General features: G+C 72.6%; 10 protein-coding genes. 6 read left to right on the top strand and 4 right to left on the bottom strand.

Going from position 1 to position 13,118, the window contains the following annotated elements; all coding sequences use genetic code 11:
• The first annotated feature begins 4 nt into the window (after positions 1-4).
• On the top strand, positions 5-1,879 hold the full coding sequence (locus K4G59_RS01250; RefSeq protein WP_231248672.1) for a putative nucleotidyltransferase substrate binding domain-containing protein: 1,875 nt from the start codon (positions 5-7) through the stop codon (positions 1,877-1,879).
• On the top strand, positions 1,876-2,511 hold the full coding sequence (locus K4G59_RS01245) for a 3'-5' exonuclease (protein ID WP_231248671.1): 636 nt from the start codon (positions 1,876-1,878) through the stop codon (positions 2,509-2,511). The genes K4G59_RS01250 and K4G59_RS01245 overlap by 4 nt, the downstream gene beginning before the upstream one ends.
• Before the next feature lie 13 nt (positions 2,512-2,524).
• On the opposite strand, the gene K4G59_RS01240 is transcribed toward K4G59_RS01245, so the two are convergent.
• Together K4G59_RS01240 and K4G59_RS01235 are read right to left on the bottom strand one after the other, a co-directional pair.
• Positions 2,525-4,207 (bottom strand): sodium:solute symporter family protein, encoded by a 1,683-nt coding sequence (locus K4G59_RS01240; RefSeq protein ID WP_231248670.1) that lies wholly within the window; start codon positions 4,205-4,207, stop codon positions 2,525-2,527.
• Positions 4,204-4,482 carry a DUF4212 domain-containing protein gene (locus tag K4G59_RS01235; RefSeq protein ID WP_224273414.1) on the bottom strand — a complete coding sequence of 93 codons (279 nt, stop codon included), beginning with the start codon at positions 4,480-4,482 and terminating at the stop codon, positions 4,204-4,206. Before K4G59_RS01235 ends, K4G59_RS01240 begins: the two co-directional genes overlap by 4 nt.
• 290 nt (positions 4,483-4,772) lie before the next feature.
• Here K4G59_RS01235 and K4G59_RS01230 point away from each other — a divergent pair, with 290 nt between their 5' ends.
• On the top strand, positions 4,773-5,225 hold the full coding sequence (locus tag K4G59_RS01230; RefSeq protein ID WP_231248669.1) for a hypothetical protein: 453 nt from the start codon (positions 4,773-4,775) through the stop codon (positions 5,223-5,225).
• Here K4G59_RS01230 and K4G59_RS01225 read toward each other — a convergent pair.
• Positions 5,153-6,292, bottom strand: coding sequence for an aldehyde dehydrogenase family protein (locus K4G59_RS01225; protein ID WP_231248668.1), 1,140 nt, complete (start codon positions 6,290-6,292; stop codon positions 5,153-5,155). The two genes, K4G59_RS01230 and K4G59_RS01225, sit on opposite strands and share 73 nt — an antisense overlap.
• Before the next feature lie 235 nt (positions 6,293-6,527).
• Here K4G59_RS01225 and K4G59_RS01220 point away from each other — a divergent pair, with 235 nt between their 5' ends.
• From K4G59_RS01220 to icmF, 3 genes are all read left to right on the top strand, one after another.
• Positions 6,528-7,271 carry a helical backbone metal receptor gene (locus K4G59_RS01220; protein ID WP_231248667.1) on the top strand — a complete coding sequence of 248 codons (744 nt, stop codon included), beginning with the start codon at positions 6,528-6,530 and terminating at the stop codon, positions 7,269-7,271.
• A gap of 9 nt (positions 7,272-7,280) precedes the next feature.
• Complete coding sequence (locus K4G59_RS01215; RefSeq protein ID WP_231248666.1) at positions 7,281-7,772, top strand: MarR family winged helix-turn-helix transcriptional regulator; 492 nt, start codon at positions 7,281-7,283, stop codon at positions 7,770-7,772.
• A 75-nt stretch (positions 7,773-7,847) separates the two neighbouring features.
• Positions 7,848-11,072, top strand: a complete 3,225-nt coding sequence (gene icmF / locus K4G59_RS01210; protein WP_231248665.1) for a fused isobutyryl-CoA mutase/GTPase IcmF — start codon at positions 7,848-7,850, stop codon at positions 11,070-11,072.
• A 10-nt stretch (positions 11,073-11,082) separates the two neighbouring features.
• Here the strand turns inward: icmF and K4G59_RS01205 are convergent, their stop codons facing one another.
• Complete coding sequence (locus K4G59_RS01205; RefSeq protein WP_231248664.1) at positions 11,083-13,098, bottom strand: sensor histidine kinase; 2,016 nt, start codon at positions 13,096-13,098, stop codon at positions 11,083-11,085.
• Between the last annotated feature and the right edge of the window lie 20 nt (positions 13,099-13,118).

Raw genomic sequence — 13,118 nt, 5'->3', positions numbered from 1 at the left:
GAGCGTGCCACTCAACGTCGAGCTCGCGGAGATCCGGGACTTCCTCGCCGGCCACGTCCCCTTCGACTCCCTCCCGGCCACCGTCCTCGAGTCCGTCCCGCCCCGGTTGAGCATCGGCTACCACCGCCGCGGCAGCGTGGTGCTGGCCCGGGGCAGCGCCCCGGTCGAGCTGCTGGTGGTGAGGTCCGGCGCCGTCGAGCTCCGGGAGCCCGGCGGCGAGCTGGTCGAGCGGGGTGCCGCCGGGACCTGCGTCGGCGGCGCCGCGCTGGCGAGCGGCACGCCGCAGGCGGTGACCGTCCGGGCGATCGAGGACACCCTCGTCCTGGCCTGCCCTGCCGACCTGTTCCACCAGCTCCGTGAGCAGCACGCCGAGTTCTCGGCCTTCTTCGAGCACCGCGCCGGCATGCTGCGCGACGCCGTGGCCCGGCAGCGAGAGCACGTGAGCGGAGCCGACCGGTCGGTGCTGTCCGGGACGGTGCGCGACCTGGTGACCCGGGGCCCGGTGAGCATCCGGGCCGACGCCTCCGTCCTGGACGCGGCCCGGCTGATGTCGGCGGAGCGCATCTCCTCGGTGCTGGTGACCGAGGGCGAGGCCCTCGTCGGCATCATGACGGACCGCGACCTGCGCACCCGGGTCCTGGCCGCCTCGGTGGACCCGGCGGGTCCCGTGTCCGCGGTGATGACGCCGGACCCGGCGACCACCCACCCCGACGCGCCCGCCCTGGAGGCGCTGCTCGAGCTCGTGCGCCGCAACATCCATCACCTGCCCGTGGTCGAGGACGAGCGACCCGTCGGCATGGTCACGGCCACCGACCTGCTCCGGCTGCAGCAGGCCAACCCCGTCTTCCTCGTCGGCGACATCGCCAAGGCGCCGGACGTCGCCACCGTCGCGGACCTGGCGACCCGCCTGCAGCGGGTGGTGGCGGGGCTCGTCCGGCAGGGCACGTCGGCCCACGACGCCGGCCGCGTCGTCAGCACCGTCGGGGACGCCATCGAGCAGCGGGTCATCGCGCTCACCGAGGCCGGGCTCGGCCCGCCACCGGTGCCGTACGCCTGGCTGACGCTGGGCTCCCGGGCCCGCTTCGAGCAGGCCCTGGCCCCCGACCAGGACCACGCGCTGGTGCTGCACGACGACTACGTGCCCGACCTGCACGCGTCGTACTTCGCCGAGCTCGCCGAGCAGGTCACGAACGCCCTGGAGACCGTCGGCTACCCGCGGTGCCGCGGGGACAAGATGGCCACCAACCCCCACTGGCGCCAGCCGCTCGGCACCTGGCACCGCCACGTCGCCAGGTGGGTCGGCACGCCCACCCCGGAGGCGATCCTGGAGGCCAGCGTGTTCTTCGACCTGCGCCACCAGTACGGCGATCCCGGCCTGACCGCAGCACTGGTGGCCCACCAACGTCGGGCCGCGCAGGCCACGCCGATCTTCCTGGCCCACCTGGCGGCCGCCGCGGCGTCGCACCACACGCCGCTCGGCTTCTTCCGCGGGCTGGTCGTGGACCGCTCCGGGGAGCACCGCGACACCCTGGACGTGAAGCGCGGCGGCATCAACACGATCGTCGAGATCGCCCGCCTGCACGGGCTGGCGTGCGGGTCGTCGGCGACGTCGACCCTCGCCCGGCTCGAGGACGCCGTCGCCGCCGGTCGCGTCAGCCCGACGCTGGCGGCCGACCTGCGCGACGCGTGGGAGTTCCTCGGGCACCTGCGGCTGCGGCACCAGGTCGAGCAGGTGCGCGCGGGGAGACCGGCCGACAACTGGGTCGACCCGTCGGCGCTCAGCGACTTCGAGAAGCGGCACCTCAAGGCGGCATTCGGCGTCATCCGGTCGGCGCAGGGCGCCATCGCACAGCGCTATCCCGTGCGTGAGCTGACGTGACCCCCGACGACCGCACCCCGCTCGACGAGCTGCGCCTGCTGGCCGTGGACCTCGAGACCACCGGGCTCTCCCCTGCCCGGGACCAGGTGCTGGCCGTGGGCTGGGTGCCGGTCGACGGGGTGCGCATCGACCTCTCCGGCGGCCGGCGCCACGTCGTACGCCACGACGATCCCGGCGAGGCGGTCGCCATCCACGGCCTGACCCACGACGATCTCGAGGAGGGTCGGCCGCTCGCGGAGGTGCTGGCCGAGCTGCGCCACGCCCTGGCCGGACGCGTGCTCCTCGCCCACCACGCGCCGTTCGAGCTGGCCTTCCTCGACGCAGCCCTCCGCGCGGTGGGTGAGCGACCGGCGCTGCCGCCGGCCGTGTGCACCCTGGAGCTCCAGCGGCGCCTGCTGGGCCGCCACCGCGAGATCGGCCCGGGGGAGCTCCGCCTATGGAGGGCACGGGCTCGTCATGGGCTGCCGGTCACGGCAGCCCATGACGCGCTCGGCGACGCACTGGCCTGCGCCGAGCTCTACCTCGCCCAGGCCGCGGAGCTCGGCGCGAGCCGCCCCCTCAGCCTGGGCGACGTACGCCGGCGCGAGCCGTGGCTCGACCGCCTCGTGGCCTGGTGGCGCAGACGTCACTGAACGGTGCGCTCGGTCAGACCTCGCCCTGCGCGTGCTTGGCGACGAGCTCGGTCTTGCCGGGGTAGCGGATCTCCTCGACCAGCTCCTGCATGACCGGGCTGGGCTTCGGGGTGAACTGCGACACGATGATCGTCACCGCGAAGTTGATCAGCATGCCGATCGTGCCGAAGCCGGTCTCCAGGATCCCGAAGATGCCGTCCCCGTTGCCGTAGATGTCGATCGTCCACAGCATGTAGGCCATCGTCGTGAGGAGTCCGGCGAGCATGCCTGCCGTCGCGCCCATGGCCGTGCAGTTCTTCCAGAAGATCCCGAGCACCAGGATCGGGAAGAAGCTCGCTGCTGCCAGCCCGAACGCCAGCGCCACGACCTGGGCCACGAATCCGGGCGGGTTGATGCCGAGGTAGCCGGCGACCACGATCGCCCCGGCCATCGCGATGCGACCGACCATCAGCTGGCGCGCCTCGGTGGCCTGCGGGTTGATCTTCTTGAAGTAGACGTCGTTCGCGACCGCGCTGGAGATGACCAGCAGGAGGCCGGACGCCGTGGACAGCGCCGCCGCCAGGGCACCGGCCGCAACCAGGCCGACGATCGGCGCCGGGAGGCCACCGATCTCGGGCGAGGCCAGGACGATGATGTCGTTGTTGATGAGGATGTCGCCGTAGGCGACCGTGGCGTCCGCCGGGAGCGCCGAGATCGCCGAGCCGTCGGCCTGCGTGATGAGGCCGACCTCCGACCAGGTGTCGAACCATGACGGCATGTCGCTCAACGCCGTCCCGTTGACGTCCTCGATGATCTGGAGCTTGCTGAAGGCCGCCACCGACGGGGCGGTGGTGTAGAGCAGGGCGATGAAGAACAGCGCCCACAGCGCCGAGTAGCGCGCGGCCCGCACGCTCTTGGCGGTGTAGAAGCGCACGATCACGTGCGGCAGGCCCGCGGTGCCGAACATCAGCGACGCCGTGATCAGCAGCATGTTGAGCATGTTCGTGCTGCCGAAGGCGGCGGTGTACTCCGGGATCCCGAGCTCGGCCTGGAGCGCGTCGAGCTCGGCGAGGATCGTGCCGAACCCGATCTGCGGGACCGGCACGTCGGTCACCTTCGCCGAGACGGCCACGGCGGGGATCAGGTAGGCGATGATCAGGACCGTGTACTGGGTGACCTGGGTCCAGGTGATGCCCTTCATCCCGCCGAGGACGGCGTAGAAGAACACGATGGCCATGCCGATGATGACACCGGTGGTCGGGTCCACCTTGAGGAAGCGGGTGAAGACCAGGCCGACGCCCGCCATCTGGCCGGCGACGTAGACGAAGGACACGACGATGGCTGCGACCACCGCCACCAGCCGGGCCGTCTCGTTGTAGCGGTCACCGACGAAGTCGGGGATCGTGTACTTGCCGAACTTGCGCAGGTAGGGGGCCAGCAGCAGCGCGAGGAGCACGTAACCGCCGGTCCAGCCCATGAGGTACACCGAGCCGCCGTAGCCGTTGCCGGCGAAGGCGATGATGCCGGCCATCGAGATGAACGAGGCCGCACTCATCCAGTCGGCTGCGATGGCCGCGCCGTTGGCGGGCGCCGGGATGCCGCCGCCGGCGACGTAGAACCCCGAGGTCGTGCTGACCCGGCTGCGGTAGGCGACGAAGATGTAGACGCTGAAGGTGAGGACCACGAAGACGAGGGTCCAGGTCTGGATGTCGCTCACGAGTGGTGCACCTCCTCCTCGTACTCGTCGATGCCGAACTCGGCGTCGAGCTTGTCCATCCGCGTGACGTAGACGGCGATGAGGATCACGAACGTGATGATCGAGCCCTGCTGGGCGAACCAGAAGCCGAGCGGGAAGCCCGCGACCACGACCTCGTTGAGGGGCTCGACGAACAAGATGCCTGCCCCGAACGACACGAGCGCCCAGATGGTGAGCAGCACGGCCATCAGTCTCAGATTGCGGCGCCAGTACTCCCGGCGCTGGTGTTCGTCCACGGTGTCCTCCTGGCTGACGACGGACTTGCGTGTCCGGCAGCGAAACAGCGCGGCGTGAGCGGGGTCAACAGGCCGATGTGATGCTGCTCACACTTTTCGACGAGCGGTCGGATTCCGTCGGTCGATGGCGCGTCGCGGCCCTCGCCCGCCGCTCGAGACCGCCGCCGGCGCCGTTCGTCGCGCGAGACCGACCGCTCGTCGTGCATGCGGCGACCGTTCGTCGTGCGCGGCGACCACTCGCCGTTCCTCGCTGCGGCCCGACCGCCTGGCGCGTTCCGTACAGTCCCCCCATGAGCGGTGCAACGGCTGCCGGTGGAGTCCGGGCGCGGCGCCGGCCCGACCCGGCGAGGCGCCGGCTGGCCGGAGCGGTCGCGATGGTGCTCCTCGGCTCCTTCCTCCCCTGGATCGACACCGCCGTCGGCTCGGTGTCGGGGGCCCGCGGCGCCGGGCTCTGGACCTTCTACGCCGCGATGCTGGGACTCGCAGCGGTGCTGATCCCCCTCCGCCGGGTCGCGGCGGTCCACGCGACGGTCTTCGCCGCCACAGCCGTCGTCGTCCCGGTGTGGCAGGTGGTGCACCTGCTCACCCTGGTCGGCATGAACGGCTGGGTACCCGGACCCGGCCTGGTGCTGGTGCTCGGCGGGGGCGTCCTCGGCGCCACCGCGGCGGCTCAGCTGTTCGGTCCCGCAGCGATCACCGCGAGCACCGGGCCGAGCACCTCCTCGCGCACCAGCCGGGACTGACGCGACAGCCCGCCGACCACCGTCGGCGCGACCCACCAGCCGGACCGGTCGAGCCGCTGCCCGCCGAGCACGACGTCGCCACCCTCGGACCGCGCGAGGTCGAGGTAGCGCAGCACCCGGTCGCGCGCGACCGGCGAGCGCAGCGGCCCGCACACGGTCGCTGGCTCGGTCGGGTCGCCGACGACGACGTCGCTCATGGCGGCGACCGCCGCGTCCAACGCCTCGTGGAGGCGGTGGGCGGGCACGACGACGCTGGCAGGCACGTGGCACGCCTGCCCGGCGTTCGCGGCGACCGCGACGGCCGCGGCGGAGACGACGGCAGCGAGGTCGTCCTCGTCGGCCACCGTGACGGCCTGCGGGCCGCCGACCTCGAGGCGTACGCGCTTGCCGGCCCGCTCCGCGGCCTCGCGCACCCGCTCGCCGGCGACAGCCGAGCCGGTGAAGGAGACGTCGTCGACGCGCGGGTCGAGCGTGAGAGCGATCGCGACGTCGACGTCGCGCGTGGTGAGGACGTTGAGCACCCCGCGCGGCAGGATGTCGAGCGCGATGCGGCCGAGCTCGAGCGCTGCGCTCGCCGTCTCGGGTGCCGGCTTGAGCACCACCGTCCCGCCCGCGACCAGCACCCGGCCGATCTCGGCGACCGCGACGGCCAGCGGCGAGGTCGACGGGGTGACGACCGCGGTCACGCCGGGCGGCTGCACGGGCGGCGGCCCCGGCTCGCCGCGCATCCCGGCGATCGGTGCGTCGACGTGCGCGGCACGGAGCCCGACCGGGACGCCGGTCTCCGCGGCGATGAGGAGGGCCAGGTCGTCGGACCGCTCGAGGAGGGCGTCCTGGAGCCGCGAGAGGGCCTCACGACGCAGCTCGGTGTCGGTGCTCCACGTGGTCTCGTCGTAGGCCCGGCGGGCGGCGGCCACCGCGGCCCGCGCGTCCGGGACCCCGGCGTCGGGGACGTCCCACAGCACCTCGCCGGTGGTGGGGTTGCGCGCCGGGAACGTCCAGCCCTCGGCGGTGGCGACCTCGACCCCGTCGACCGGCAGTCCCGAGGAGCGGGCGTGCTTGCTCATGGGAGAACTCCACCACGTCGGGGTCGCAGGTCCCATCACCCGGTCGGGCTGGGATGGCGGTGACAAGGTGACCAGGTGCCTTCCCTCCGGCCGACGCCCCGACGTTCGGACCGCAACCGCTGCCGCGACGAGCTGATGTGGCACGAGTACCCCCGCCACCTCCACGCCCGCACCGGATCCGCGCTCGCCGAGCGCGTGGCGCAAGGGAGTGCGGCGGTAGGCCTAACCTCGACCCATGCGCGACGACCTCGGTGCCGACGTCCCCCTCGCCGGCCCGGCACGCCGGATCGTCTCCCTCGTCCCGTCGCTGACCGAGGCGATCGCCGCCTCCGCGCCCGACCGGCTCGTCGGCGCCACCGACTGGTGCACCCACCCCGCCGACCTCGACGTCGCCCGGGTGCGCGGCACCAAGAATCCCGACCTCGCCGCGATCCGCACCCTCTCTCCCGACCTCGTCGTCGCCAACCAGGAGGAGAACCGCGAGCTCGACGTACGCCGCCTGCGGGAGGCCGGGGTCGCCGTGTGGGTCACCCGGATCGAGACGGTCGAGGAGGCGCTCGCGTCGATGGCGCGGCTGTTCACCGAGGCCCTCGACCTCGCGGACCCGGCGTGGCTCGCCCGGGCGTGGTCGCTGTGGGCGACGCCCGCACCTCGCCGGCTGTCGGTCGCCGTGCCGATCTGGCGCGACCCGTGGATGGTCGTCGGCACCTCGACCTACACCGACGACCTGCTCACCCGAGCCGGGCTGGTCAACGTCCTCGCCCACCTCGACGGCCGCTACCCGACCGTCACTCCGGCCGCGGTCGATCGAGCCGGAGCAGACGTCGTGCTGCTGCCCGACGAGCCCTATGTCTTCACCGCCGACGACGGTCCGGAGGCCTTCGCGACGCCGACCCGGCTGGTGTCGGGGCGGCTGCTCACCTGGTACGGCCCGGCGATGGTCGAGGCCTGCGCCATGCTGGCCGCGATCGATGGCTAGCCTCCAGCCATGACCCGCGACCCGATCAGCGAGGCCCACCGCCAGTGGGTGGCCCACGGCTGGCCCGGCGCGGCCGACGGGATGGCGATGGTCACCTCGGTCGTGCGCGCGCACCAGCTGCTGATGGAGCGGATCGACGCCGTGCTCCGTCCACGCGACCTGACCTTCGCCCGCTACGAGGTGCTGCGGCTGCTGTCCTTCACCCGCGAGGCGGCCATGCCGATGTCACGGCTGGGCTCGCTGCTCCAGGTGCACCCGACGAGCGTCACCAACGCGGTCGACCGGCTCGTCGCGCAGGGCTACGTCGAGCGCGTGCGCGGCGAGGCCGACAAGCGCGTCGTGCGCGCGGTGCTGAGCGACGCCGGCCGCGAGGCGGTCGAGGAGGCCACGGCGGCGCTCAACGCCGAGGTCTTCGAGGTGCCGGGCCTGCCCGCGGACGACGTACGCGACCTGACCGGCCGGCTGACCGCCCTGCGGGCAGGGCTGGGCGACTCCGCCTGAGCTGCCGGGCCACCCGCTGCAACGCCAGCGGGACGGATACTCGCGCGTAATACTTGGAAGTCCTACTATCGAGGCATGACCGACCTGCACCGCCCCGAGAACCCGATCCGCCTCGTCACAGCGTCCGCGCTGTTCGACGGCCACGACGCCTCGATCAACATCATGCGGCGGATCTTCATGAGCCAGGGCTGCGAGGTCATCCACCTCGGCCACAACCGCTCCGTCCAGGAGGTCGTCGACGCGGCGCTCGAGGAGGACGTGCAGGGCGTGGCGGTGTCGTCCTACCAGGGCGGGCACGTGGAGTACTTCGAGTACCTCGTGGAGTCGCTGCGCGCCCAGGGCGCCGGCCACGTCCGCGTGGTGGGCGGCGGCGGGGGCGTGATCGTCCCCCGCGAGATCCAGCGCCTGCGCGAGTCGGGCGTGACGATCTTCTCCCCCGAGGACGGCCAGAAGATGGGCCTGGTCGGGATGATCAACTCGGTCGTCGCCGACTGCGACATCGACCTCTGGTCCGACACCGCGGTCACCGCCGAGCAGGTGCTCTCGGGCGACCGCTTCGCCGTGGCGCGCGCCGTCACCGGTGCCGAAGGCGGGCGTCTCGACGAGGCGACGCTCGGGGAGATCCGGTCCGCGGCCGCGCGCCGGGTCGTCCCGGTCCTCGGCATCACCGGCACCGGGGGCTCGGGCAAGTCCTCGCTCACCGACGAGGTCGTACGCCGCTTCCGCACCGACCAGCAGGACAAGCTGCGCATCGCCGTCATCGCCGTCGACCCGACCCGCCGCAAGGGTGGCGGCGCGCTGCTCGGCGACCGGATCCGCGCCAACTCCCTCGACGGCGACCGGGTCTTCTTCCGCTCGCTCGCGACCCGTGGCGCGCACGAGGTCCCCGCCCACCTCGCCGACGTCATCGACGTGATGAAGGCCGCCGGCCACGACCTCGTCATCGTCGAGACCCCCGGCATCGGCCAGGGCGACGCGGGCATCGTGCCGCTGGTCGACCACTCCCTCTACGTCATGACGCCGGAGTTCGGCGCCGCCTCGCAGCTGGAGAAGATCGACATGCTCGACTTCGCCGACACCGTGGCGATCAACAAGTTCGAGCGCCGCGGCGCCAAGGACGCGCTGCGCGACGTGGGGCGCCAGCTGGTCCGCAACCGCGAGGCGTTCGGCAAGCAGCCGCACGACATGCCGGTGTTCGGCACCAGCGCCGCGACCTTCAACGACGACGGCGTCACCGCGCTCTACCAGCACCTGCGCGCCGCGCTCGCCGACGCCGGTCTGGCCGTCAGCGAGGGCACGCTGCGCCACGTCGACGTACGCCACTCCTCCGGCATCCGGCAGGTCGTGCCGGCCGACCGGGTGCGCTACCTCGCCGAGATCACCGAGACGGTCCGCGGCTACCACGCCCGCACGGTCGAGCTGGCGGAGGCGGCGCGGAACCTGCAGCGCCTGCAGCACGTCGCCGACGCACTGGGCGACGGCGACGCGGGGGGCGTCCCGGCGCTGCTCGAGGCCGCGCGCAAGGCCGTGCCCCACGAGGTCACCGACCAGATCGAGCGGTGGCCGGCGGTCGTGGAGTCCTACTCCGGCGACGAGCAGACGGTGGTGGTCCGCGACCGTGAGATCACGACCAGGCTCACGCGGGAGTCGCTCAGCGGCAACAAGATCCCGCGCGTCTCGCTGCCCCGATCCACCGACCACGGTGAGCTGGTGACGTTCTGGCGGGGCGAGAACCTTCCCGGCTACTTCCCCTTCACCGCCGGCGTCTTCCCCTTCAAGCGCGACGACGAGGACCCGGCGCGCATGTTCGCCGGCGAGGGCGACCCCGCGCGCACCAACCGCCGCTTCAAGATCCTCTCCGAGGGCAACGACGCCACCCGCCTGTCCACCGCGTTCGACTCCGTGACCCTCTACGGCCGCGACCCCGACCCCCGCCCGGACGTCTACGGCAAGGTCGGCACCTCGGGCGTCTCCGTGGCGACGCTGGACGACATGAAGGCGCTCTACGACGGCTTCGACCTGGTCTCGCCCACCACGTCGGTGAGCATGACGATCAACGGCCCCGCCCCGACGGTGCTGGCGTTCTTCCTCAACACCGCGATCGACCAGCAGGTCGACGCCTTCCGCGAGCGCGAGGGCCGCGAGCCGAGCGACGAGGAGCGCGCCGAGCTCGAGGCGTACGCCCTCGCCAACGTGCGCGGCACGGTGCAGGCCGACATCCTCAAGGAGGACCAGGGCCAGAACACGTGCCTGTTCTCCACCGAGTTCTCGCTGCGGATGATGGCCGACATCCAGGAGTGGTTCATCGAGCGGCAGGTCCGCAACTTCTACTCCGTGTCGATCTCCGGCTACCACATCGCCGAGGCCGGGGCGAACCCCATCAGCCAGCTCGCGTTCACCCTCGCCAACGGCTTCACCTACGTCGAGGCCTACCTCGCGCGCGGCATGGACATCGACGACTTCGCGCCGAACCTGTCGTTCTTCTTCTCCAACGGCATGGACCCCGAGTACAGCGTCCTCGGCCGGGTCGCGCGACGCATCTGGGCAGTGACGATGAAGGAGAAGTACGGCGCCTCCGAGCGCTCGCAGAAGCTGAAGTACCACGTGCAGACGAGCGGCCGCTCGCTGCACGCGCAGGAGATGGACTTCAACGACATCCGCACCACGCTGCAGGCGCTCATCGCGATCTACGACAACGCCAACAGCCTCCACACCAACGCCTACGACGAGGCCGTGACGACCCCGACCGAGGACTCCGTGCGCCGCGCGCTGGCGATCCAGCTGATCATCAACCGCGAGTGGGGGCTGGCGATGAACGAGAACCCGCTCCAGGGGTCCTTCGTCATCGACGACCTGACCGACCTCGTCGAGGCGGCCGTCCTGGAGGAGTTCGACCGCATCAACGAGCGCGGCGGCGTTCTCGGCGCGATGGAGACCGGCTACCAGCGCGGGCGGATCCAGGACGAGTCGATGCTCTACGAGCACCGCAAGCACGACGGCTCGCTGCCGATCATCGGCGTCAACACCTTCGTCAAGGAGTCGGCCGCCGACGCCCAGCCCCAGGAGATCGAGCTGGCCCGCGCGACCGAGGCGGAGAAGGAGTCGCAGCTCTCCCGCGTACGCGCCTTCCAGGCCGCGCACGGCGCCGAGGCCCAGGAGGCGCTCTCACGCCTCAAGGACGCCGCGGTCTCGGGCGACAACGTCTTCGCCGTGCTGATGGACGCCGCGCGCGTGTGCTCGCTCCAGCAGGTGACCGAGGCCTTCTTCGAGGTGGGCGGGCAGTACCGCCGCAACGTCTGAGCAGGGGCGCTCAGGCGCTGCTGAGGACGTCGCGCGCGGGCGACACCGGGGGCCCGGGTGCGGCCGACGAGGTGGCCGCGGGCAGGTCGAAGCGGAAGACCGACCCCGGGCCCGGGTCGGCGCCGAGGCACTCGATGGTGCCGCCGTGGCGGTGCACGATGGTCTGGCAGATCGACAGTCCCATCCCGCTGCCGCGGAATCCTGCGCGCACGCTGTCGCTGCGGTGGAAGCGCTGGAAGATGAGGACGCGCTCGCGCTCGTCGACGCCGACACCGTTGTCCTCGACCTCCACGACCACGCGGGCGCCGTGGCGCTCGGCCCGGACCCGCACGACCGCCGGCACCCCGGGGCGGGCGTACTTGACGGAGTTGCCGACGAGGTTGGCGAAGAGCTGGCGCAGGGCGACCTCGTCGGCGTGCACGCCAGGCAGCCCGTCGGGCACCTCGAGGACGTCGTCGGGTCCGAGGAGCGCGGCTGCCTGGGTCAGCGCGCCGCCCGGCCCGCACAGGGCGATGTCGGAGGCGGCCAGGTCGCCGGCCTGTGCCACGGCGTGGGCGAGGAGGTCGTCGATGAGGCCGGCCATCTGGTTCGCCGCGCTCTGGGCGCGATCGATCGAGGTCGCCGTGTCGCCGGCGGGGTCGAGGTCCATCAGCGCCAGGTCGAGCCAGGAGCGGATCGCGGTGAGCGGTCCGCGCAGGTCGTGCGCGGCGGTCGAGGCGAAGCCCACCAGCGGGCGCAGGCCGCGCCGGTGCTCGGTCACCTCGCGCAGGACGAGCAGCGTGCCGGAGCGGCCGCCACCCTCCCCGGAGAGGGAGGTGCGGTTCACGGCGAGCACCAGCTCGTCGCCGGAGTCGAGCGGCACCTGCACGTCGCCGACACCGAGCTCGGCGTGGGAGGCGCCGGTGTGGCGCGGCGCCGGGTCCATGACGAGGTCCACCAGCGCGACCAGCGCGACGTCGTCGGGTGCCCCGGGGCGTACGCGCTGGGCGAGGCGGCGGCTGGCGCCGTTGCTGCGCTCGATCGACCCGTCGCGGGCGAGCACGACGAGGCCCTCGTCCATGCTCTCGGTCATCTCGGCGAGCAGCTCGGCCTGCTCGGCCGCTCGGGCACGGGCCTGGCCCATCCGCACGACGAGCTCGTCGATGCGGTCTCCGAGCGTGCCCACGGCCAGGGCGGTGAGCACCACGGCGACCAGGAAGACGTGGGCGACGACGACCTGCTGCACCGGGCTCTCGATGCCGGAGGTCGGTCCGCGTCCGACCACCGGCAGCACCACAGCGGCGACACCGAGCGCGAGTGCGTGCAGGGCGGCGAGGAAGGTCCGGAAGCGGGCGGCGGACCAGACGGCCAGCGGCACCAGGAGGAACGCGATGGGGAGCGGCTGGGAGTAGATCGCCGCGACGGCCACCACGGACACGCCCCACAGGACGACCAGCTCGACGCGGTTCCCGCCACGGGCACGCGGCGGGACGGGCTGCGTCCGCCACTCCCAGGCGAGGTGGCCGATGCAGCCCACGACGAGGATGCCGGTGACGTGCCTCGCGAACCAGGCGGGCGCGACCCAGACGTCCCACCCGGTGCCGGACAGCCACACCCCGAGCGCGCCGAGGAGGGCGCCGACGAGGCTGCCGAGGGCGCCGGCCGCGAACACGTGGGAGAGCGTGCGGGGCGAACGGAAGCTCTCGGTCCCTCCCGCGCCGAGGAGGGAGGGGCACCAGCGCCGCAGCAGCACCACCGTCAGCCAGGTCTGCACCGTCACCGACACAGATCCCAGCAGCACCACCACCGGCGGGGCTCCGGTCGCCCAGACGACCGCCGCGTGCAGCAGCAGCAGGGGCACGAGCACGAAGCGCTGGCGGCGCGGACTCTCCGCGAGCAGCCAGATGACCGCCACCCCGGCCCCGGGCCAGATCAGGCTCACCGCCTGGCCCTCGACCACGGTGAGCCGTGCCAGGACGGCCAGCACGGTGTACGTCCCGGCGAAGGCCATCACCCACCGCACCCGCAGGGCGGGGCGGGTCGTCACCGTCGGCTCACACGGGGCGA

The sequence above is a fragment of the Nocardioides furvisabuli genome (assembly GCF_021083185.1).
Lineage (GTDB): Bacteria > Actinomycetota > Actinomycetes > Propionibacteriales > Nocardioidaceae > Nocardioides > Nocardioides furvisabuli.
This window is presented reverse-complemented; position numbering and strand designations above follow the sequence as displayed.